General features: G+C 47.6%; 20 protein-coding genes, 2 tRNA genes and 4 pseudogenes. 14 read left to right on the forward strand and 12 right to left on the reverse strand.

The window, feature by feature from the left end; translation table 11 throughout:
* Positions 1–113: 113 nt before the first annotated feature.
* The 4 genes from DW083_RS15515 to DW083_RS15530 all read left to right on the forward strand — a co-directional run bounded on the left by DW083_RS15515 (position 114) and on the right by DW083_RS15530 (position 5,504).
* Positions 114–2,165 carry a M3 family metallopeptidase gene (locus DW083_RS15515; RefSeq protein WP_122332993.1) on the forward strand — a complete coding sequence of 684 codons (2,052 nt, stop codon included), beginning with the start codon at positions 114–116 and terminating at the stop codon, positions 2,163–2,165.
* A 695-nt stretch (positions 2,166–2,860) separates the two neighbouring features.
* On the forward strand, positions 2,861–3,298 hold the full coding sequence (locus tag DW083_RS15520; RefSeq protein ID WP_115500432.1) for a dCMP deaminase family protein: 438 nt from the start codon (positions 2,861–2,863) through the stop codon (positions 3,296–3,298).
* Between the two features lie 12 nt (positions 3,299–3,310).
* The gene (locus tag DW083_RS15525; protein WP_122332994.1) at positions 3,311–5,044 is read left to right on the forward strand and encodes a S41 family peptidase; all 1,734 of its coding nucleotides are present in this window, start codon (positions 3,311–3,313) and stop codon (positions 5,042–5,044) included.
* Positions 4,989–5,504 carry a 5-formyltetrahydrofolate cyclo-ligase gene (locus DW083_RS15530; protein WP_233552234.1) on the forward strand — a complete coding sequence of 172 codons (516 nt, stop codon included), beginning with the start codon at positions 4,989–4,991 and terminating at the stop codon, positions 5,502–5,504. Before DW083_RS15525 ends, DW083_RS15530 begins: the two co-directional genes overlap by 56 nt.
* On the opposite strand, the pseudogene DW083_RS23660 reads toward DW083_RS15530, so the two are convergent.
* A pseudogene (locus DW083_RS23660) lies at positions 5,497–5,789 on the reverse strand (DUF721 domain-containing protein). The gene DW083_RS15530 and the pseudogene DW083_RS23660 overlap by 8 nt on opposite strands.
* The gene (locus DW083_RS15540; RefSeq protein ID WP_122332996.1) at positions 5,786–6,889 is read right to left on the reverse strand and encodes a DNA replication/repair protein RecF; all 1,104 of its coding nucleotides are present in this window, start codon (positions 6,887–6,889) and stop codon (positions 5,786–5,788) included. The pseudogene DW083_RS23660 and the gene DW083_RS15540 overlap by 4 nt, the downstream one beginning before the upstream one ends.
* Before the next feature lie 135 nt (positions 6,890–7,024).
* Here DW083_RS15540 and DW083_RS15545 point away from each other — a divergent pair, with 135 nt between their 5' ends.
* From DW083_RS15545 to DW083_RS15565, 5 genes are all read left to right on the forward strand, one after another.
* Positions 7,025–7,711 carry a tetratricopeptide repeat protein gene (locus DW083_RS15545; RefSeq protein ID WP_122332997.1) on the forward strand — a complete coding sequence of 229 codons (687 nt, stop codon included), beginning with the start codon at positions 7,025–7,027 and terminating at the stop codon, positions 7,709–7,711.
* 84 nt (positions 7,712–7,795) lie between these two features.
* Entirely contained in the window at positions 7,796–8,278 is a 483-nt protein-coding gene (ribH, locus tag DW083_RS15550; RefSeq protein ID WP_115500452.1) for a 6,7-dimethyl-8-ribityllumazine synthase, read from the forward strand.
* A gap of 55 nt (positions 8,279–8,333) precedes the next feature.
* Positions 8,334–8,416, forward strand: a tRNA-Tyr gene (locus DW083_RS15555).
* An 18-nt stretch (positions 8,417–8,434) separates the two neighbouring features.
* Positions 8,435–8,506: transfer RNA gene (locus DW083_RS15560), tRNA-Gly, on the forward strand.
* Between the two features lie 115 nt (positions 8,507–8,621).
* Positions 8,622–8,897, forward strand: coding sequence for a hypothetical protein (locus DW083_RS15565; protein ID WP_233552236.1), 276 nt, complete (start codon positions 8,622–8,624; stop codon positions 8,895–8,897).
* 49 nt (positions 8,898–8,946) lie between these two features.
* Here DW083_RS15565 and DW083_RS15570 read toward each other — a convergent pair whose 3' ends face one another.
* On the reverse strand, positions 8,947–9,150 hold the full coding sequence (locus DW083_RS15570) for a hypothetical protein (RefSeq protein ID WP_122333017.1): 204 nt from the start codon (positions 9,148–9,150) through the stop codon (positions 8,947–8,949).
* Positions 9,151–9,343: 193 nt separating this feature from the next.
* Between DW083_RS15570 and DW083_RS15575 the strand changes: the two genes are divergently transcribed.
* Entirely contained in the window at positions 9,344–10,645 is a 1,302-nt protein-coding gene (locus DW083_RS15575) for a 6-bladed beta-propeller (RefSeq protein WP_122332998.1), read from the forward strand.
* A gap of 7 nt (positions 10,646–10,652) precedes the next feature.
* Here DW083_RS15575 and DW083_RS15580 read toward each other — a convergent pair whose 3' ends face one another.
* The 9 genes and pseudogenes from DW083_RS15580 to DW083_RS15620 form a co-directional block, all read right to left on the reverse strand.
* Complete coding sequence (locus tag DW083_RS15580) at positions 10,653–10,958, reverse strand: DUF4491 family protein (protein ID WP_122333018.1); 306 nt, start codon at positions 10,956–10,958, stop codon at positions 10,653–10,655.
* A 188-nt stretch (positions 10,959–11,146) separates the two neighbouring features.
* On the reverse strand, positions 11,147–11,512 hold the full coding sequence (secG, locus tag DW083_RS15585) for a preprotein translocase subunit SecG (RefSeq protein ID WP_115500440.1): 366 nt from the start codon (positions 11,510–11,512) through the stop codon (positions 11,147–11,149).
* Between the two features lie 7 nt (positions 11,513–11,519).
* Entirely contained in the window at positions 11,520–12,278 is a 759-nt protein-coding gene (locus DW083_RS15590; protein WP_122332999.1) for a hypothetical protein, read from the reverse strand.
* Positions 12,279–12,280: 2 nt separating this feature from the next.
* Positions 12,281–12,793, reverse strand: coding sequence for an LptE family protein (gene lptE / locus DW083_RS15595; protein ID WP_115500442.1), 513 nt, complete (start codon positions 12,791–12,793; stop codon positions 12,281–12,283).
* A 3-nt stretch (positions 12,794–12,796) separates the two neighbouring features.
* On the reverse strand, positions 12,797–13,993 hold the full coding sequence (locus DW083_RS15600; protein WP_115500443.1) for a sigma-54-dependent Fis family transcriptional regulator: 1,197 nt from the start codon (positions 13,991–13,993) through the stop codon (positions 12,797–12,799).
* A gap of 93 nt (positions 13,994–14,086) precedes the next feature.
* Positions 14,087–14,913: pseudogene (locus DW083_RS23665) on the reverse strand (lysophospholipid acyltransferase family protein).
* A gap of 3 nt (positions 14,914–14,916) precedes the next feature.
* Positions 14,917–15,807: a CDP-alcohol phosphatidyltransferase family protein gene (locus DW083_RS15610; protein ID WP_115500445.1), complete on the reverse strand. Its 891-nt coding sequence runs from the start codon at positions 15,805–15,807 to the stop codon at positions 14,917–14,919.
* A gap of 7 nt (positions 15,808–15,814) precedes the next feature.
* Positions 15,815–16,530, reverse strand: a pseudogene (locus DW083_RS15615) (SDR family NAD(P)-dependent oxidoreductase).
* Positions 16,531–16,550: 20 nt separating this feature from the next.
* On the reverse strand, positions 16,551–17,021 hold the full coding sequence (locus DW083_RS15620) for an adenylyltransferase/cytidyltransferase family protein (RefSeq protein WP_115500447.1): 471 nt from the start codon (positions 17,019–17,021) through the stop codon (positions 16,551–16,553).
* 265 nt (positions 17,022–17,286) lie between these two features.
* Between DW083_RS15620 and DW083_RS15625 the strand changes: the two genes are divergently transcribed.
* The 4 genes and pseudogenes from DW083_RS15625 to dnaG all read left to right on the forward strand — a co-directional run bounded on the left by DW083_RS15625 (position 17,287) and on the right by dnaG (position 23,267).
* Positions 17,287–18,369 (forward strand): DUF2027 domain-containing protein, encoded by a 1,083-nt coding sequence (locus DW083_RS15625; protein WP_122333000.1) that lies wholly within the window; start codon positions 17,287–17,289, stop codon positions 18,367–18,369.
* Positions 18,370–18,413: 44 nt separating this feature from the next.
* The gene (locus DW083_RS15630; protein WP_122333001.1) at positions 18,414–18,887 is read left to right on the forward strand and encodes a CYTH domain-containing protein; all 474 of its coding nucleotides are present in this window, start codon (positions 18,414–18,416) and stop codon (positions 18,885–18,887) included.
* 33 nt (positions 18,888–18,920) lie between these two features.
* Positions 18,921–21,076 (forward strand): annotated as a pseudogene (locus DW083_RS15635) (S46 family peptidase).
* A gap of 55 nt (positions 21,077–21,131) precedes the next feature.
* Positions 21,132–23,267: a DNA primase gene (dnaG, locus tag DW083_RS15640; protein ID WP_122333002.1), complete on the forward strand. Its 2,136-nt coding sequence runs from the start codon at positions 21,132–21,134 to the stop codon at positions 23,265–23,267.
* The last annotated feature ends 4 nt before the right edge of the window (positions 23,268–23,271 follow it).

A 23,271-nucleotide genomic window follows, 5' to 3' on the forward strand; every position in this document is an offset into this window, starting at 1 on the left:
AGGTTGTTAAAAACTGCCAAATGCACCAATTTCAGAAAGCCCGAAAATCAAGACATTTTTATTTACCGATTATTCCGTACCTTTGTTATATAAATATGATAACACCAAAGAATATGAAGCAAAATAGCGAAAATCCCTTTTTCGGGACTTACCAGACACCTTTCGGGACTCCCCCGTTCGATCAAATCAAAACAGCTCATTACGAACCGGCTTTCGATGAAGGCATCCGGCAATTGGATGAAGAAATCCGGGCAATAGCCGATAATCTGGAACCGCCGACTTTCGAGAATACGATTGTCGCGTTGGAACGGAGCGGCAGGCTACTGGATAAGGTCAGTTCCGCCTTTTTCAATGTGCTGAATGCTGAAGCGGACGACGAAATGATGGAAATTTCACAACGGGTATCGCCCAAGCTGTCGGATAGCTCCAATAATATTTACCTGAACGAAAAACTGTTTACACGGGTAAAAAGCATCTATGGGCAGAAAGAGATGTTGCATCTATCAACGGAAGATGCCCGCCTGCTGGAAGAAACATTCGAGGCTTTTTCCGTACGTGGCGCCGCCCTCAACCCGGAAGACAAGGAAAAATACCGCAAACTTAGCTCTGAACTGAGCCGGCTCTCCCTGACATTCGATCAGAATGCGCTAAAAGATAAAAACCGCTACGAGCTGCTCTTGACAAAAGAAGAAGAGCTGAAAGGCCTTCCCGAAAGCATACGGGAAGCGGCTGCGCTCCGGGCCAAAGAGAAAGGAAAGGCCGGATGGCTGTTCAACCTTTCGGCTCCCAGCTATGTGCCTTTCATGCGCTATTCGGCTTTGCGGGAATTACGTGAAAAGATGTACCGGGAATACATGAGCGTCGGTAACAAAGGGGACGGATACGACAACAAAGAGATTATCCGGAAAATCGTCAATATCCGGTTGGAAATCGCCCGCCTGATGGGTTACACGAATTATGCAGACTACAAGTTGAAACACACGATGGCCAAAACACCGGCGCGCGTCTACAAGCTGCTCAACGAACTGCTGGAGGCTTACAAACCGGTTGCCGTCAACGAATATAACGCCATACAAGGTTTTGCTTTAGGGACTGAAAAAGAAAACATGAGCGTTATGCCTTGGGACTGGAGTTATTATTCCGAGAAGCTGAAAGACATCCGTTTCAAGGTGAACGACGAAATGACGCGTCCTTATTTCGAACTGGGCAACGTGAAAAAGGGCGTGTTCGGGTTAGCGACTCAATTATACGGCATCACATTCAAAGAGAATAAAGAGATACCGGTCTATCATCCGGAAGTGGATGCCTACGAAGTGTACGATGCGGACGGCCAGTTCCTTTCCATATTATATACGGACTTCCATCCGCGCGACGGTAAACAATCGGGTGCCTGGATGAACAGCGTAAAGGAACAATACCGCGAAGGGGACGGAAGCGACAGCCGTCCGCAGATCATTATCGTGATGAACTTCACCCGTCCGACCGAGACAAAGCCGTCTTTATTGACCTTCGACGAAGTCAACACATTGCTGCACGAGTTCGGACACGCCCTGCACGGTATGTTTGCGAAAGGGTCCTACGCGAGCCTTTCCGGAACGAATGTCTACCGCGATTTCGTGGAACTGCCTTCCCAACTGATGGAAAACTGGCTGACGGAAAAAGAATTCCTCGACCAGATCGCCGTCCACTACCAGACCGGAGAAAAGATTCCGCAGGAATTAGTACAAAAACTGGTCGATGCCGCCAACTTTAACGTAGGATACGCTTGTTGCCGCCAACTGAGCTTCGGTTTTCTGGATATGGCCTGGCATACACGTACAGAGCCGTTTGAAGGCGACGTGATCGCCTTCGAGAAAGAAGCATGGAAACAAACCGTCATCGTCCCGGAAGTTCCCGGCACCCTGATGAGCAGCAGCTTCGGGCATATCTTTTCCGGAGGTTACTCCGCCGGATACTACGGTTACAAATGGGCGGAAGTCCTGGATGCCGATGCTTTCTCCCTGTTCAAAGAAAACGGTATCTTCAACCGGGAAACCGCCCGCTCCTTCCGCGAAAACATCCTGGAAAAAGGCGGCACGGAAGATCCGGACGTCCTCTACAGACGCTTCCGGGGGAAGGAGCCGGGAATCGAGGCGCTGCTGAGGAGGAATGGGATAAAGAAATAAAAACTTAATCCACGGGAAATTACAATAACCCCCATTTTCGTAATTTTTCTATTTCATCCGAAATCTTGATCCATTTTGGATTGACTTTTTTCACGGATTTACCCCTTCCTGCTGACAACAGCCGGAAAGGGGTGCCGAGCCCATTCCAAAAAGCGTGCAATTTGATTCTCGAAAACCGGAAATACCGGCAAAGTGATAAACCTTAACTCCCGGAGAATCACCTGTAGCAAAATAAAACGGACGGCGCTCCAAATATCGCAAGGAAATTCAGGGGCTTTTTTGCCCTAAAGACGGTCCTCTTTTCAATTACGACCGTCCTAATCGCCATTACGACCGTCCTAATCTTCGCGAGGTGCCGAGTGCACTACACATTAGCACGGTCGCAGTGGCAAAGAGGACGGTCATAATTGCGGAAAACGCACAAAAAAGGCGAAAAAGTCCCTTTTTGAGGTCAAAAAAGCGGATTAACATTTGTTTAGTTTCAGATCTCTTTTTTGCCGGAAAAATACGTTTTATACAATAACCCCCTAATAATACCCCCTCCAAAAGCGTACCGGGAAAATCCGGAAGGGACGTCGGGATCTTTTTCAAAATCCACCGGAGGTAAACAAAAACCGTTAAAGCTGTTCCATATATCCCAAATATATGTACCTTTGTCTGCTATTATATAATAAGGTATATAAAATCAGAAAACGATGTGCGATAAGAAGGAAAAGCAACTCGAATTGGATAGACGTTATCTCAGGATGGCGGCCGTATGGGCGGAAAATTCGTATTGCAAGAGACGACAGGTTGGGGCACTGATAGTTAAAGACCAAATGATTATCTCTGACGGATATAACGGTACGCCATCTGGTTTCGAGAATGTTTGTGAAGACGAGAATAATGTCACCAAACCCTATGTCCTGCATGCCGAAGCTAACGCAATCACAAAAGTGGCGGCTTCGTCAAACAGCAGCAAAGGAGCGACTATTTACGTCACATCCGCACCCTGCATCGAATGTGCCAAGCTTATCATCCAGTCGGGAATCAAACGGGTGGTCTACTCTGAAAAATACAGGGTGGAGGACGGTTGCAACCTATTGCGTCGCGCAGGTGTTATTATTGATTACATAGAAGATATAAACGAATAAAGATACGTTTTTATGGAGAAGAATAGAAGGCTGTCCGTATGGCTGCCTGTGATTATAGCTTTAAGTGTTGCTCTCGGGATCTTTGTAGGAAATCATTACCTTAGACTGACACAGGGTAAGAGACATATTTATTCCAGCGGGAACAAGATCAATGCCATACTCGACATCATTGACGAACAATACGTCGACACGGTCAATATGAAACAATTGGTAGAAGATGCCATACCTAAGGTTTTCAGCGAGTTGGACCCGCATTCCGTATATATACCAGCCAAAGACGCCCAACGGGTGAACGAAGACCTGGAAGGATCGTTCAGCGGGATCGGCGTTTCCTTTAATATGCAGACGGATACCGTTTTGGTCATTAACGTAATCCCCGGCGGACCATCCGAAAAAGCGGGCTTGAAGCCGTTCGACCGTATCATTACAATCAACGACTCCTTATATGCCGGCAACAAGAGCGACCAGGAAGTAATCATGAAGACACTTCGCGGAGCCAAGAACAGTACCGTCAAGTTAGGAGTAAAGCGAAAAAACGAACCGGACCTGTTGTATTTTGATGTAACCCGTGGCGATGTTCCCGTGAACTCCGTCGATGTGGCCTACGAAGTGAGTAAAGGAATCGGTTACATCAAAGTTAGCAAATTCGGACGTACAACCTATAACGAATTTATCACGGCAATCGCCAAGCTGAAACAGGCTGGCTGCACTTCCTTCGTGATCGACCTCCGCAGTAACACCGGCGGTTACATGGATGCCGCCATCAATATGGTCAACGAATTTATGCCGGAAGGCCGCCTGATCGTTTACACCGAAGGAAAGGCGTTCCCGCGCAATGATGTTTATACGAACGGAACCGGCACTTGCCAGGATGCACCGCTCGTAGTCCTGACAGACGAGTTCTCGGCTTCCGCCAGCGAAATCTTCTCCGGGGCGATCCAGGACAACGACCGGGGTCTGATCATCGGCCGCCGTACGTTCGGCAAGGGATTGGTGCAGTCGCCGATCCAACTTAGCGACGGCTCGGAAATCCGCCTGACAATCGCCCGCTACTACACGCCGTCCGGACGCTGCATCCAGAAAAAATATGAATTGGGCAAGGACAACGAATATGAACAGGATATCTACAACCGTTTCATGCACGGAGAGTTTGATTCTGCCGACAGCATCAAACAGGACAATGGCGAAAAATACGAGACCGTCATGGGACGTACGGTTTACGGCGGCGGCGGTATCATGCCGGATATCTTTATCCCGCGCGACACCAGTGGCGTGACGACTTATTTCTCCAATGTGGTCAATAGCGGAACACTGAACCTGTATGCACTCGAATACTCGGACCGCAATTACGACAAGCTGTCTTCTTTCAAGACCTATCAGGAGTTGTACAAATACCTGCAACAGCAACCGTTGCTGTCCGACTTCATTAACTACGCGACAGCGAAAGGCATCAAGAAACGCCCGCACCTGATCAACATATCGAGCAAGCTGATGGAGAAACAGATACATGCTTACATCGTCCGCAACTTCTTTGACGAAGCGGGCTTCTATCCTATTTTCCAGAATGACGACGTCACACTGAAACGTGCGATCAAAGTGCTGAACGAAGGTAAATCGGTCCCGACACCGGAAAATAAAAATATTACAGAAGATGGAATTGCACAAAGCCAAACAAGCACTTCGAGAAGATATGGCCTCATTAAAGAGATCATATACGAAGACTGCATTGCTGGAACTCTCTGCTAAGATAACGGAACGGCTGGAAGAGACCGATCTCTTCCGGCAAGCTTCCTGCATTGCGCTCTACCACGCCCTTCCGGGAGAAGTACAGACAGCTGCCTTCATCGAAAAATGGTACCTGAAAAAGAGACTTCTTCTCCCTGTTGTGAAAGGGAACGACCTCCAATTGTTGCTTTATGCCGGAAAAGAATCCCTGAAAGCCGGAGCTTTCGGCATCCTGGAACCGACGGAAACATGCCAGCCGGTTGCGGAAAACGAGATAGACCTTGTGATAGTTCCCGGTGTCGCCTTTGACCGCGGGCGTAACCGCCTCGGGCGGGGAAAAGGTTTTTACGATCGCCTGCTCTCCACGTTTGACGTGCCTAAAATAGGTATCTGCTATGATTTCCAACTGAAAGACGCCATCCCGGTCGAACCGTTCGACCGAAAAATGGACTTGATCGTAACCGAAAAAGAGATTATCTGATCACGATATCCTGCAAAACTTCCGCCCCGGCATACTCGTTCAAGCTCTTTATCAAACGCTCCCGGCACAATACCAATTCGCTGCGCAAGACGGAGGACGTGAGGGAAACATGCAACACACGGTCCTTTACATATATATTACGTGTGTATTGTGCGACCATCGGCCCCATTATCTCGCCCCAGGCCCGTTGGACACGTATCTCTAAAATCTTCCCGCGCAGTTCGGCGTTGTCTTCGAAGACTCCCGGATCGCCTCACCCAATGTCTGTGCATTCCGACGTATCATCCTGCTTCCTCCATCGGTTGGACTTCGCCCTGTTCGACCCTGAACAGAGCATAACCGTGATTGATCGATTGCAGGATTGCATCCAGATATTTACGGTTCGTGTCCGTAATGAATATCTGCCCGAACTGATCGCCACTCACCAACTTGATGATTTGCTCCACCCGGTCGGCATCGAGCTTGTCGAAGATATCGTCCAACAACAAGATCGGACATGCCTGCCCCCGGCGTGAAAGGAAAACGAACTGCGCCAGCTTGAGCGCGATCAGATACGTTTTGTTCTGCCCCTGTGAACCGACACGGCGGATCAGGTAGTCGTTCAGCGTCATCTCCAACTCATCCTTATGAATGCCTGTCGAGGTATAACCGAGGATACGGTCGCGCTCCCGGTTGGCAGCCAGCATATCCGCCAGGCTGCCGCGTTCGAGTTGGGAGATATAGCGCAAGCCGACTTGTTCGGTCGAACGGCAGATCGTCTGGTAATATTCGTTGAATATCGGGGTGAAATCATTTACCAGCATTTGCCGCTTCTCATACACCATCCGCCCGTACATATCGAGTTGCATTTCCAGCACTTCGTACAGGGAAGCATCCGTGCACTGGTCCTTCAGCAATGAATTCCGCTGGAGCAACGCCTTATTATATTGTATTAGCGCATGCAAATACGGCTTGTCCTGCTGCGAAATGATCACGTCGACGAAACGGCGGCGCTCCTCGCTCCCGCCCTGTATCAGTTCGGAATCGGCGGGCGACACCATCACTAACGGCAACAACCCGATGTGTTCCGACAGCTTGTCGTATTCTTTTTTATTCCGTTTGAACTGTTTCCGCTGCCGGCGGCGGATGGCACAGAATATCTCTTCCTCCCGCCCTGCATAATCGTAATTACCTTGCAACACACACATATCCTGACCGTTATTGATCAGTTGGGAGTCGGGCGTATTGACATGGCTCTTGCAAAAAGAGAGATAATGAATGGCATCCAGCAAATTCGTCTTTCCCATTCCGTTATTCCCGAAAAAGCAATTAATCTCGGGAGAGAAAGAAACTTCTGCCTGGAGAATATTTTTGTAATTGAGTATAGAAAGCTTTTTAAGTATCATCCGCACTATATTAGTCGCACAAAATTAAAAAATATACTTCTAAGTATAGATTTTCTCAGTAAAAAAAACTACTTTTGCGACTTGAATTGCCACAGGCATAAAACAGTGATAAAATAATAACAACTATAAAACATTATGGCTACTAAGGAAAAAGACACCAACAAAGAGTTAGAGGTCGAAGAAATTGTTTCGAAATCGGAACAGTTCATTGAAAACAATTCAAAGAAAATCATTTATGGTATCATCGCTATCGCACTCGTTGTTGGAGCGGTTTTAGGTATCAAACACGGATATTTGATCCCGCAGGAGAAGAAGGCCGCAGCAGCTATGTTCAAAGGTGAACAATACTTTGCAAGAGATTCTTTCAACCTGGCATTGAACGGTAATGGTGCAGATTATGAAGGATTCGAAGCCATCATCGACCAGTATGGCAGCACATCTGCCGCAAACCTGGCAAAAGCTTACGCAGGTATTTGCTACTTCAAGATGGGCAACAACGAAAAAGCGCTGGATATGCTGAAATCTTTCAGCGGTGGCGACAAGATGATCTCTCCGGCTGTAACTGGCCTGATCGGCGACTGCTACGTCAATATGGGCAACATCAAGGAAGGTATCAGCTATTTCGAAAAAGCAGCCAAACAGGCCGACAACGAAGTGGTCAGCCCGGCATACCTGAAGAAAGCCGGTATCGCTTACGAAAACCTGAAACAGTATGGAGATGCTGTCAAGGCTTATACGACGATCAAAGAAAAATATTTCAATTCAATGGAAGCAAGCGATATTGATAAATATATCACGCGTGCATCTGCTTTGAATAAATAAAATCATCTGCTTACACAGTATTTATAATCATAAAAGAGGATGCCTTGTTCTGACGAGACATCCTTTTCTTTTAATAATAAGAATATGGCAACAGCTTATCAAAATTTATCGGAGTACGACTTCAATAGTGTTCCCGACGGTTCAGACATGACCATCGGTATTGTCGTAGCGGAATGGAACAAGCACATCACCGAAAAACTACTGGAAGGTGCCTGCAACACACTGGAAAAGCATGGCGTAAAAGCAGAAAACATATACGTGAAACGAGTACCGGGCAGTTTCGAACTGACTTTCGGAGCAAAAAGACTGGCTGAAACCAAAGAATTGGATGCCGTTATCGTCTTAGGATGCGTTGTAAAAGGCGATACTCCCCATTTTGACTATGTATGCTCCGGCGTTACACAAGGCATTACGGAACTCAACCTGATGTATGATATCCCGTTCATATTCGGTTTATTAACAACAGACAACATGCAGCAGTCCGAAGACCGCGCAGGCGGCAAGTACGGAAACAAGGGCGATGAGGCTGCAGTTACCGCACTTAAAATGGTAAATTTTTCAGCCTAAACACTTGCAGGTTTCAAAAATAATCGTACCTTTGCACTGCAATTGAAAATAACGGGGGCAGTTACCAGAGTGGCCAAATGGGGCTGACTGTAACTCAGCTGTCTTTCGACTTCGGTGGTTCGAATCCATCACTGCCCACCTTTTTTAATTGAACATGCGGAAGTAGCTCAGTCGATAGAGCATTAGCCTTCCAAGCTGAGGGTCGCGGGTTTGAGCCCCGTCTCCGCTCTCAAGAAGAGGAAAATCTTTTAGGTTTTCCTCTTTTTTATATGCTTCCCCCCTGTTTATGTACAAAATAGTACTATCTTAGCTTCGTGTTTACAAACCATAAAAATAAAGGCATATGAATAGGATGAAATGGGCGTATATGTTATTAGTCGCATTGCTGTTGACAGGCTGCGGAACACTTATGCAGCCTTACCAGATGGACGGCAAGATGAAAGATATCGAGTTAGGAATGACCAAGAAGAAAGTAATCTCTGTGTTAGGAAAAGATTTTGAGTCTGCCGGTGCCCGCATGACACCTGAAGGGGCGATTGAAAGTATCAGCTATAAGACAGCCTCCATGATGGAGGATACGGAAGGATATTATATCCTGAGTTTTAAGGACGGAGGTTAGTAGAATGGTTTAAGGAAAAATACCCGGCCCGCAACTACAACCATTCCCATTAATTAAGACAAACGGTCAAAAACAAATAAGGCAGACGCCTCTGGGCATCTGCCTTATCTCTTTTACGGTTATAAACCTTTTTCGATACATGCACCCGGTTAAAGCTAACCGGATGGCCGTGATTCTCAATCTCCGCTTCCCTACTTCCTTTTCGGTTCGCCTTGATGTAATCCATAAACGAATCTTTCTTCTTTGTCCTCATACTGAATATATTTAACGGGACAAAGATACGGATAATATTTGGATCCATTGATCTTGCCTAAGTATAATCTACAATAGCATACAAAGCAGCACATTACGCCATATTCGTAATATTTACATACAATTCGTTTGTACTGTCAATTATTAATGTTACTTTAGCCGGAAACATTATTCATTTTTCAATCTTACGCATTATGAATAAACATTTACTTTCCGCCATAATCCTATTTCTACTTATGTCCTGCCAACAGGGGAATAAAAAAGACCAGGGTCTATTGTTTGAAATCAATGTAGAAGAGGGTATCAACAATAAGGTCGACAAATTGCTGCTAAGTGATGCGGCTATGGACATCGATATTATTCCGCTGGAAACAACAGACAGTTGCCTGATATCCAGGATCAGGAATTTGGTTATTGGAGAAAACGATCTGTTCATTAACAATTTCTATACGATCTTGCGCTTCGACAAGACGGGAAAATTCAGAACTGTAATTACAAAAAAAGGAGACGCTCCTTTCAACATCTCAGCATCAAGCGGATTAGGCATCGACGAGAGGGCTAAACTCGTACACGTAGCAAACAGCTTCGGCTTCCATAACGAAATCAAAACATATCGATACGACGGGACATGGGTCAATACAATCCATCCGGCACGGCCCGGAAAGGCTCTTTTCGGAACCATGAACTGGGATGAACGTTCTTACAATTTCTTTAATGGGAAACATATTATCCGACGCTTCCTTCCCCTACAAGATGGCTCGAAAGACAACTGGCAGATCGGTATATTAGACGTAAACGGCAAGGTTCTGGCTCATTTCTATGATCCGAAGATCCTCCGCTATCAAAAAGAGGTCGATAACAACAACAGCGGACACTCCATCGACAGAATCCGGTATGCCTGGGGAACAGACAGCCCGGTACAGAACCGTTACTACAACCACGTAAACTTCATGTTCGAGGCCAACGATACAATCTATCGCTACAGCGAAAAGAATAATACCCTGAAACCCCGTTACGTCATGCAGTGCGGCAAACGCCCGGATGCCGAGGCTACTTACAAACTCGGAAAAGAATCCGGCTACTTCCAATACATATTCGCCATTGAGCTATTGGAAGCTAAAGACTACCTGTATATAGATGTGGAAAAAGACCGATCAGCCTTTCTTCTTCGCGTCGACAAACAAGACGGCAACATCCAGTCACTGGAATTGGAAGGAGAAATCGTAGACGGGGCAATGACGAAATACCGGAAAGTTGACGCTCCCCACTTCACAAACGACCTGTGTGGGGGCCTCCCTTTCTATCCCACCAGCACAAACGACCGGCAATGGCTCTGTGCCTACAATTCCTTCGACCTGTTAGAACAGATCGACATCGAAAAACTGAAGCAGACAAAAGTCCTTCTCCCAGAGAAACGGGATCAACTGGTCAAGATACTGGAAAATCTGAAAGATGACGATAATCCGGTTGTCATGGTAGCAACCCTCAAATACTGACCGGACTTTACTTTTCCGGATAGGTCCGCTTTGGATTCTTGGGGAACCAGCCTTTGAGGACGCGTTCTTCCTGTTCGAACACCTCCTTTATTGTCCAGAAGGAAGAGAATGCGAAAACGCCGCAAATGGCCGAAAAGAAAACGCTTTCGATCAGCAAAGAGGCGATTGTTCCGGCAATACCCAATACGAGAAAAATCCACCAGCATTTCGTGCCCCAGTAATATTCCGCTTTCACTACGACCGGATGAAAAAGCCCGATAATCAAGAAGGTTGCGATACCTATCAATAATCCATTAAAGTTAATCAAGTCCATCATATTTGTTTACTGTTTAGAGGAGGGTGCCTGTTTGCACATCCTTTTCAGACAAAGATACAAGAAAATAATATCTCCCACGATCAATTATATCTATCCATTTATCGATAATTATATAAAAGATAACAAAAAAAGAGGCATTCCGGTTGCGGAATACCTCTTCTCTATATCAGAAAATTCGTTTCTAATTAATTAGCCGGAGTATCTTCAGAAGGAACAGGGGCTGTAGCAGGCTGCTGAGCCGTACCGAAGTCAGGAGCTACCGTATTCGGATCGATCGTTACAGCGTTGTTTATCTGTTCTTTGATTTCAGACTGGGTAGTGTGCTGAGCTCTTGGAATGAAAGCAGTAATCACAATACTTAAAACAACAACGGTACCGGCAAGGCTCCATGTTGCTTTTTCAAGAAAGTCCGTGGTTTTGCGTACCCCCATAATTTGGTTAGAAGAAGAGAATCCTGAAGCCAGACCTCCGCCTTTTGAGTTCTGTATCAATACAATCAAGATCAATAGTATAGATGCGATCAGGATTAAGATAGAAATAAATACGTACATCTTTGTTTTATTTTTTAGTGTTAATAATCAACTTTTCAAGAAATCTGATTTGGTCTGCAAAGTAAACATTTTTTTCTGGATATTTCAAGTTTAAGTTTTTAATTATTTGCAATGCCTTCTCATATCGCTTCTGTTTTATGTAAATATGGGCCAAAGTCTCGGTAAAATAGGAGTCGTCCAGCGATTTATGCTGTCCTTCTTCCAGCTCGGCCAGATTTTCGGGAGCGCTTGCTTCCGGAGCTTCCGCATCCAGATTCAGACCGCTTCCGGGCGGGCGCTGTTCCTCGTTGCGGATAAAAGAGTCGATCAGGTCGTGATGCTGCAAACGGACCTCTTCTTTTTCCTCGGGCTGTTCGTTTTCTTTTGTCAGCGACCAATAGATATAATCGGACGAAACGGACGGCTGGAACAAGAGGGAAGCATCCGCCTTCGGTTCCTCCTCTTCTCGGTTGGACAGGAAAGCGTCAATCAGGGAAAAAGCATCTTCCTGTGACGGTGTTTCCTCTTCTACCGGCTTGGATTGCAGACCGTAGCGCTCTCCTTCTATCAAGGTGAACAGTTTCCTGCGGTCAGGAATAAATATCGCCATTTTTTTAAGTTCAGCGCTGAAACGTATATCACTCAAGACAGCCAGATTCTTCAGGTAAAGCATCCGGGCTATCTGAAAATAGGGAAACTCGTCCACGATCTGCTTCAACTGGGGAAGCGTTTCCTCAGTCAGCAGCGTGGGATTTCCCATCAATTGATATAAATCAGCCGCTTTCATCCTTACCAGTTAGCAACGGTTGCATTATAAATCTGGTCGACCAACTCATCCGTAATCTCTTCCGACAGCTGGTCCTGTACCTGCTGTAACATCTGAGTCGCATCGAACTCGCGATAGGCCGAAAAACTCTGTTCGAAATCTTCTTCCGGGTTCACCCGGTTGGAATAGCGGACACGCACCGTAATCGTCAGCTTGGTCTGTGACGCATAGGCATCTTCCTTAACTGCCATAGGAGTCAGGTCGTAGCCGGTGATCTCACCTTCCAGATCGAGGTCGCCATTGCTGTTGACCAGTTGCAGGCGGGTCTGGCGGATATAAATATCCTTCAGGGCTTCCGTGAACTTCTGCGAAAGGGGCGGATAGACCAGCGGGGCCTGGTTGGGGAAATCCTTGATGGTGATCGTCTTGACCTTCGTATAGTCGATAGAGGCACCATTAAACTTATAGGAGATCGAACAAGCCGTCACGATCAGCCCGATCAGGCAGAAAAGCCATATCTTATTATTCTTCAACATCTTTTATTCCAGATTATATTCTTTAATTTTTCTGTACAGGGTGCGCTCCGATATTTTCAGGTCCGCAGCGGCATTCTTACGGCGTCCGTTATGTTTCTCGAGCGCTTTGCGGATCATCTCTCTCTCGACCTCTTCCAACGACAACGTCTCTTCCTCTTCCACCGCTTCGGCTTCCTGGATGGTGGGAACGGGATGAACCGGATGTGCGGAATGAATCGGATGCGGATACGTCACCGGTTCTTCGGGAACATCGATCGGCATCTTGCCTCCCATAATATCGTGCACTAACTTTTTCAGGTCGTTGACATCTTTCTTCATATCGAACAATACCTGGTACAGGATTTCCCGTTCACTGTTAAATATCTTCTGATCCGGGTCTTGCTTGACCAGGACCGGATATTTCTCCATATTCAGATCCGGCAGATACAGGCGGAGCGTGGGAGCTGTGATATCCCGGTTCTCCTCGATCACGGAAATACGTTCGGTGATATTCTTCAATTCCCTGACGTTGCCCGGCCAGCGGTACGACAGCATCAACTGGCGCGCTTCCTCATCCAGGCGGATCGGCGGCATGCGGTATTTCTCCGCACAATCACCGGCAAACTTACGGAACAGCAAGATTATATCTTCCCCCCGCTCGCGCAAAGGAGGAACCTGGATAGGTACCGTACTCAAACGATAGAACAAGTCCTCGCGGAACTTGCCTTCCGCAACGGCCTGCGTCAGGTTCACATTGGTAGCCGCTACGATACGGACATTTGTTTTCTGTACTTTGGAAGAACCGACACGAATGAACTCGCCCGTTTCCAACACACGCAGCAGTCGTGCCTGCGTCGGAGTCGGCAACTCCCCTACCTCATCCAGGAAAATAGTTCCGCCGTCCGCCACCTCGAAATAGCCTTTACGGTCGGACAAAGCCCCTGTAAAAGAACCCTTTTCATGCCCGAACAATTCGGAATCGATCGTTCCTTCAGGGATGGCGCCACAGTTCACGGCTATATATTGCCCATGCTTACGCGGGCTGTTCTGATGTATTATCTGAGGAAAAGTTTCTTTACCGACACCGCTCTCTCCGGTAATCAGCACAGACAAATCCGTCGGAGCGACTTGTAAGGCAACATCGATAGCACGGTTCAACGCGGCATTATTGCCGATAATCCCAAAACGCTGCTTTATCTGTTGCACGTCAACCTTAATCATATCTTCTATCTGTAATTATTTCAGTTTAACCTGCCAAAATTACAAATCTTAATCCAATTTACCGAATCTGCAGGTGGTTTCTGTGCCGCTTTGTTATTTTTTAGCACCGTATGTCCGCTGATACAGGAATTCGGCCAGGTCTTTATCATCGGCGATCGCCCCGATTTCTTCCGGAGTGACAGGCTCGCCGATATAGACGTCGACCGTACGTCCGCGTTTGTTAAACGCTTCGGTCGGTATCCGCAACGTACGGATACGCCAGTCGATACGCCCCAGCCAATAGAAAAAGCGGGAATTCAGAAAATCGAAATAGACAGGATAGACAGGCACTTTGGATTTCCGGATCAGGCGGATCACACTGTGCGTCCAGGGCAAATCCTGTATCCTCTTTGTTTTCTTATTATACATCGAGATACCGCCCGCCGGGAAAAAGCCCATCGGATGGCCCTCTTTCAGTTGTTGCAGGGAGAGGCGGACTCCGTTTATATTTTTGGGATTGGCCCCTTGCTTGTTGGAATCGGGAGTGACAGAGACGAAATTGTCTTCCATCGCGCCGATCTTTGTCAACACTCCGTTGACCATCACTTTGAAATCCGGACGCCGCGAAGCAAATATATCGATCAGCATAATGCCGTCTATCGACCGATCGGATGGTTGGAGACAGTTGCAAACGCGCCTTCCGGCAAGTGGTCCAACACTTCGGCATTGTGCAACCTGTATTTAATATCAATCAACGGATCATTCAGCAAAGCCGTTGTAAAAGCAGCCCCCCGCAGGTGGCAGTTGTTAGCATGTACCCGGTTTACCTTTTCGATGTTAAACCATTTGATCAGCGCATTTCCGAGAAATGCACCGAAACGACTTTTGAAGAACGGGGCGACCTGCTGTAAATCATGGATGTCTACTACGCTCTCTTTCATAAGTTATTGTTTATAGAATGTTGCACACATCTTTTCGTGCTTCCGCATGGCAAGCAGCAAAACGATGTTCAACACGATTATCTCATAGAGGAAATAAAACCAGACCTCCCCGACCAACACGACGATAAACATCACGATCGTACGCCCGTTGAAGGTCAGCAGGTCGATCATACGCATCAGTTCCTTGCTCTGCTTGCGAAACCTGACGCGGATATCCTCCGGTATATTATCACCGTAGCGGGCATGCAGGCTGCGGAGCATCCCTTGCAAGGAAGGGGTAGCTTTCACCTGTAAAAGCGTATAGCCACGATACAGGAAATAAAAGAATTTGTTTATACCGTATTTCATCTCCTTATGGCGGGCACGCACCTGTTCCAATGTCTGGAACTCCGCACCTTTATCCTTACTGATGAAATACAAATGAAGTGTCTTGTAATAGTCCGTGATATTAGCCTGCACCAGATGCGACAGACCTGAAAGGACCGCTAAGGCAAAGAACCAGTCCGTCCCGTAATCGTGAGACAGGCGGAGCGCAAAAGCTACGTATATACAAGCAAACCAGATATCTCCGGCAAAGCCATCCAGGATACGGCCGATAGCCGATTTGATACCGGTCAACCGGGCCAACTGCCCGTCCACGCAATCCAGGATATTCGCAAGCACCAGCAACAGGATGCCGCATATGTTATAAATCAAATCGTCATGATAGAAAAAGAAACCGACTGCCGCCCCCACAAAGATGGACACCACAGTCACCATATTAGGAGTAATACCTGTACCTTTCAGCATACGGGCAATACGGAAACCGATAGGACGATAAAAAATCCGGTCAATCTTATTTTCTGTTTCTATCGACTTCAACGAAGCCTCGTATTCCTTATCCAAATCGCTCATTTATCTTTTATTTATACGAATAACCGCCGTCTACAACGACCACTTCGCCATTAAAATAACTATTTTCTATTAACATCTTATATACCTCCGCCAACTCCTCCGGATCGCAGAAACGCCCCAACGAAACCTTATTTTCGATGTTACGGCGTATCTCGCAGGCTTTGTCTTCTGCCATTCGGTATCGACGAAACCGGGTGCCACAGCGTTCACACGCAGTTCATACGGCACGAGGAATTTCACCATATTTTTCACCAGAGAATGCACGGCGCTCTTCGTCACACCATAGGCCAATGAAACCGAATGGGGCTGAATCCCCATCAGCGAACCGGTGAAGACAATGCTTCCCCCTTTGCCGATGCGACGGACAATCCGCTGCAACAGGAAAACCGGGAAATGCACATTGGCAAAAAATACCCGCTCCCACTCTGCCATATCCAGCTCCTCAAACGGATCCCGGCAAGTCAGACCGGCATTAAAAACAACCGCTTCCAACCGTATGTCGCGGTCATCCAGGTATTGTTCTATCTTGTCAATCGTATTTTTATCGGAAATATCAGCTTGAAGCGAATCGACCTCCACGCCGAACTGCTGCTGCAATCCGTTTACGGCACGGATAGCCTCGCTTTCATCCGAAGCATAGGTAAGGAGCAGATTATGCCCGGCTTTTGCCAGGCAAGAGGCAACCGCTTTACCGATTCCTTTTGTCCCCCCTGTTATCAATATAACTGTCCCATCTGCAACCCTCACTCTTTTTCACCGAAACCTTTGACGGATTCAGGCTTGGACTGACGCTGAGACTTCAAATTCGCTTCATAAGAATCGTGAATCGTTTTCTTCAGGTTCGAAGAAGAAACGCCTGTGCCGTAAGGGAAGTAAAACACCTGTACACCCAGGTCTTTCAAATAGTCGTATTTACCGTACCAGTCATCTCCCACGACAAAAGCATCGATATTCAGCTTTTTCACTATTTCAGAATGGTCCAGTGTATGTTGCGGAATCACAATATCCGGAGTTTTCAATGCTTCGATAATCTGCAGGCGTTCGGTAAAAGGGATAATCGGTTTCGCTTTATAAGAAGACACCAATTCATCCGTGCTTACACCTACGATCAATATATCCGCAATACTGCGGGCATAATTTATCATCCGGAGATGGTTGTAATGGAACATGTCGAATGTTCCAGATGTATATACAATTGTTTTATCCTTAAACATACTACTTATATTCTTTTGAAACCGCAAACTTACGCAAACTTTTCCTATCAAAAAAAAAATGACAGGAAAAAGGGACAGATATTATCTACTATGACTGTAAGCATCCCAGCTCATTGTCCAAGCGAACCAGATCCATCAGGTCGCTCAGATAATCCACAGCCTCAGTGAAGTCGAAAGCAAGGAAATGATGATTTATTACTTAAACCTAAGAAGTATCGGACCTATTTTACTACTTTTGTACAGAAAATTAAAAGTATATTGTATTATGAGTGATATAAAGATCGGAGACAAAGTGCGTTTCCTGAACAGCACCGGCGGAGGTGTCGTGAGTCGTTTCAAAGGGAAAGATCAGGTTTTGGTGGAGGATGAAGACGGGTTTGAAGTGCCGGCACTGATCCGTGAATGTGTCGTTGTTAGCGACCGGGAAGTACAGGTGCACAGCTCACGCCGTTCCCCGCTCCCTCCGACCCAGCCGACGCAAGCGCCGGCCCCGCAACCCAAAAAGCCGCAGCCACAACCCGAAGAAGAGAAGGTGACGGAAACCCCGGAAGGAGAACGCCTCAACGTCTATTTGGCTTATCTTCCGATAGAGCCCACTAAGGTGATGCAGGACAGCGGTTATGAGACCTATTTCATCAACGACAGCAATTATTATCTGTTCTTCAACTATATGAACCGGCAAAACAATAGCTGGATCAGCCGTTACAATGGCATCGTGGAACCAAACACACAGATTTTCCTGGAAGAATTCGGCAAGGACGATCTCAACAGCCTGGAACGTATCTGTGTACAGCTAATCGCCTTCAAAAAGGGCAAGCCCTATTCGTTGAAAAACACAATTTCCGTAGAACTTCATCTGGACACGGTCAAATTCTACAAGCAACACTGTTTCATGGAAAACGATTTCTTTGACGAAGATGCGATGGTTTACCCGATCGTACGCCAGGATGTTCCCGAAAAAGAGCTGCTGGTCTCTGCGACCGAGTTGAAGGAAGCCATGTTGCAGAAAGTGCGTGAAGACCGCCATGCCCCACAGACGATCGTCAAAAAGAAAGTATCCGACAGTAACGTCCTGGAAGTGGATCTTCATATCACCGAATTGTTGGATAACACCAACGGACTTAGCAATGCGGACATGCTGAACTATCAGTTGGAGAAATTCCATGAAATACTCGCCCAATACGCGGGCAACAAAGGACAAAAGATTGTCTTCATACACGGTAAAGGCGACGGCGTATTGCGTAAAGCGATTGAAAAAGAACTGAAAACAAGATACAAACAGCACTATTATCAGGATGCTTCTTTCCGTGAATATGGATTCGGGGCTACGATGGTAACCATTAAGTAGTTGAAAGTTGAGAATTGAAAGTTGAAAGTTAATATTCCAAATGTATGGCGACGGAGATTGAACGGAAGTTTTTGGTAAAGGGGGATTTCAGCGGGCAGATAACAGGTTCGCAACGTATCGTCCAGGGATACATCTGTTCACAGCCGGGGCGGACTGTTCGCGTACGCATCCGGGGAGAAGAAGGATTCCTCACGATCAAAGGGGCTTCGGATGAAAAGGGATTGAGCCGTTACGAATTTGAACAAAAGATTCCGTTAGCGGATGCCGAAGAGTTGTTGAAACTGTGCGAACCCGGTGTGATCGACAAGGTGCGCAACCTGATCCCCGCCGGACGGCATACATGGGAAGTCGATGTCTTTCACGGTGACAACGAAGGGCTGGTCCTGGCCGAGATCGAACTGGATTCCGAAGAAGAAGCGTTCGAACAGCCGGAGTGGTTAGGGCAGGAAGTCAGCGGTGACCGGCGATATTACAATTCGATGCTGACCAAGCATCCGTTTACAGAATGGAAAGAATAAGAATGTTGAATTATGAATTATAGAACACAAATCATGAAAAGACTCATCATCTCCCTGGCGGCAGTAATTCTGTCACTGCCGGCTATGGCTGACGAAGGGATGTGGCTATTGCCATTACTGAAAGGACAGAAGTTCCCGGAAATGCAGGCACTGGGACTTAAATTACAGGATTATGATATATACAGCCCCGACTCGGCTTCTCTAAAGGACGCCGTCGTGATATTCGGAGGCGGCTGTACGGGTGAAATCGTTTCACCGGAGGGCTTGCTCCTGACCAACCATCATTGCGGATATGGCTGCATCCAACGTCACAGCACACTGGAACACGATTATCTGACGGATGGTTTCTGGGCCATGTCGCGCGAAGAGGAACTGCCGAATCCCGGCATCACGGTTACTTTCATCGACAAGATCGAAGATGTCACCGACTATGTGAAGAAGGAACTGGAGAAGAACACCGATCCCAACAGCATGGACTTCCTCTCCCCTAAGTTCCTGAACGGCCTGGCAAAGGCTAAAGCCGGAGAAAAATTCCTGCAGGACAACCCCGGAACGGAGGTCGAGATCAAAGCGTTCTACGGAGGTAACCAATATTTCATGTTCACGAAGAAGATCTATTCCGACATCCGCCTGGTCGGCGCTCCTCCTTCATCCATCGGAAAATTCGGGGCAGATACCGACAACTGGATGTGGCCGCGCCACACGGGCGACTTCTCCGTATTCCGCGTCTATGCCGATGCAAACGGAAATCCGGCGCCTTACTCGGACAAGAACGTGCCGCTCCGTCCGAAACGCTGGTTCAAGATTTCACTGAAAGGCGTACAGGAAGACGACTATGCCATGATGATGGGTTTCCCCGGCCGGACCAATAAATATTATACGTCTTGGGAAGTGGCGGAACGCCGCGACATCGACAACACGGTGCGCATCAACATCCGCGACCTGCGCCAGAAGGTGATGCTCGAAGAAATGCTGAAAGACCCGGCTGTGCGCATCCAGTATGCCAGCAAATACGCCGGCTCCACCAATGCTTACAAGAACGCTATCGGCAGTAATTGGGCCATCAAAAAACGGAACTTCGAACAGGTTAAAAAAGAGGAACAGGACAAGCTGATCGCCTGGTCCAACAAGATGTGCGAGCCGAACTATCCCGACGCCTGATGGCACTCGAACAGATCGTCTCGGACCGTAAAGACCTGCGTTTCCGGAGCTGGATGCTGGATGAAGCGATCATACGCGGCATCGAGTTCACCAATGTACCGACTAAAACGGATGCTGTCATAGAAGCCTTGAAGGGGAAAGACAAAAAGGCAAAAGACGAACAGCTTCGCCTGTTGGAACGTGCCTATCACGGATTTGCCAACGACAACTATTCCGCCGATGTAGACCGGAAAATAGCCAAAGTCATGCTGAAAGAATACCGCCGCCAGGTTGCACCGAAAGCGCAGCCGGCCTATTTCGAACAAATAGACAAGAAGTTCAAGGGTGACACCGACAGCTTTGTCGACTACCTGTTCGAGAAATCCATTTTCGGCAGTGAAGATAACTTCAACAAATTCCTTGCCCGTCCGTCTGTCAAGGCTTTGGAAAACGATCCGATGATCCTTTTCGCCAAATCCGTCCGCGCAGAAGAAGTTAGTCTGAAAGACTCTCTGAAAGAGTTCGAAGACGGTTATGCGATGGCTCACCGCTCCTATGTGAAAGGTCTGCTGGCGATGTACGGCGACCGCGCCAATTTCCCGGATGCCAACTTCACCCTGCGCCTCACCTACGGACAGGTAAAAGGCTACAGCCCGCGCGACTGTGACTACTACGGATACCAGACAACACTCGACGGCGTAATGGAAAAAGAGGATTCCACCAATTGGGAGTTTGTCGTTCCGGCACGTTTGAAAGAATTATATGCGGCAAAAGATTTCGGACGCTATAAAGCTCCCAACGGTAAAATGCCTGTTGCCTTCAGTGCAACCACCCATTCGACCGGCGGCAACTCGGGCAGCCCCGTGATGAACGCCAACGGCGAACTGATCGGCATTAACTTCGACCGCAACTGGGAAGGTGTCGGCGGCGATATCCAATATCTCCCCGACTATCAGCGCAGCATCATCGTCGACATCCGCTACGTCCTTTTCATCATGGATAAATATGCCGGGGCAGGATATCTGCTGGATGAGATGGAGATCGAATAGAACATAAAGAATATTTATTGATTATATTTGCCGTCTAAATGAAGGAAGGAACTAAATGATAGATCAACCTACCATAGACCGGATATTGGATGCAGCAAACATTGTGGATGTTGTCTCTGAATTTGTTACACTCCGGAAACGAGGGATAAACTATGTAGGATTATGTCCGTTCCATAGTGACAAGTCGCCCTCTTTCTATGTGTCGCCGGCAAAGAACATCTGTAAATGCTTTGCCTGCGGCGAAGGCGGTACGGCTGTTCACTTCATCATGAAGCATGAACAGCTGACTTATTTTGATGCGCTACGCTATCTTGCCAAGAAATATAACATCGAGATACAGGAACGGGAGCTGTCGGAACGCGAAAAACAGGTGCGCAGCGATCGTGAGAGTATGCTGATCGTCAACAGTTGGGCGCAGAAATATTTCACCACCCAGCTGTACGAACACCAGGAAGGGAAGGCTGCCGGCCTGCGTTACTTTGCCGAACGCGGTTTCCGGGAAGACACCATCCGCAAATTCCAGTTAGGCTACAGCCTCGACCAACGGGACGCCCTCTATAAAGCGGCGACTAAAAGCGGTTACAAAAAGGAATTTCTCGAAAAAACGGGTTTGGTGATTGCCTATGACAACGGCGGTGTGAACGACCGGTTTCGCGGACGTGTCATATTTCCGGTCCATACGCTAAGCGGCAAAGTGGTTGCTTTCGGCGGACGTGTCCTGAAGAAAGACGAAAAGACCGCCAAATATGTCAACTCGCCCGAAAGCGAGATTTACCATAAGAGTAACGAACTCTACGGCATCTATTTTGCCAAACAGGCCATCGTCAAGGCCGACCGCTGTTTCCTGGTGGAAGGTTATACGGATGTGATCTCCATGCACCAGGCAGGCGTGGAAAATGTCGTTGCCTCGTCGGGGACAGCCTTGACACAGGGGCAAATCCGCCTGATCCACCGTTTTACCAGCAATATTACAGTCCTCTATGACGGCGATGCAGCCGGTATCAAGGCCGCCTTGCGCGGTATCGACCTGCTGTTGGAAGACGGGATGAACGTAAAAGTGGTGCTCCTGCCGGATGGCGAAGACCCGGATTCGTTTGCCCGCAAACATAATGCAACCCAGTTTGCCGAGTTTATCAAACAGAACGAAACGGATTTCATCCGCTTCAAAACCCGGCTGCTTTTAGACGATGCCGGGACAGACCCGATCAAACGTTCGTCGCTGATCGCCGACATTATCAAAACGGTTGCCATCCTCCCCGACAACATCGCCCGCTCCCTCTATATCCGGGAATGCAGTGCCATGATGGAGATAGACGAGATGCTCCTATTGAACGAAGTAAACAAGATCCGCCTTAACAAGGAGGAAAGGCAGGCAAACCAGCCGTCTTCATTCAATCCGGCGCCTCCGGTCAGCAACATACCCGAATATCCGGATATTCCCGGATATCAGCCGTATCCGGAAGAAATACCGTCAGGACAGGAACCGGAAAGTTTCCTCCCGCCCGACGATACGATCCCGCCGCCACCGCCGGAAGAATACGAGTTGGGTGGGACGGATAACAACATGCCGCCTCCACCGCCACCGCCCGCCGCTGCATCGGTAAACATACCGGTGCAGCCGAAGCGCTCGCCCTATGAAGTGTATGAAGTTGCCTTACTGCGGTATATCGTACGCTATGGCGAACGCATCCTGTTCCAGTACACGGACGAAGAGACAAATGAAGAGGTGATTATCCGTGTTGCCGAATATATCCGTTCGGAGTTGGAGCGCGACGACCTCACCTTCTATACGCCTCTTTTCAAAGGCATGATGGATGAAGCAGCCGACCGTTGCCAGTCGGAAGGGTTCGTGGCGCACCGTTATTTCCTGGCCCATCCGGATCCGAATGTGAGCCGCCTTGCCGCCAACCTGATCAGTGAAAAGTATCAGCTCAGCAAGTATCACACCAAATACAGGGAACTGGAAACGGAAGAGGAGAAACTCGATTCGTTAGTGCTACGCGAACTCTACGGCTTCAAGGATGCTTACATCCTCAGCCAGATCAAGGAAGTACAGGCACAGATCAAAGAGACGCAAACGAAAGGGGACATGGACCAGGTATTTGAGCTGATGAAAAAGCTCACCCGCCTGAACGAGATAAAAAATGTATTAAGTAAAGAATTGGGAGAAAGAATCATATTAAAAATGTAATGCC

This window comes from Parabacteroides sp. AF48-14, from assembly GCF_003477465.1.
GTDB lineage: Bacteria > Bacteroidota > Bacteroidia > Bacteroidales > Tannerellaceae > Parabacteroides > Parabacteroides acidifaciens.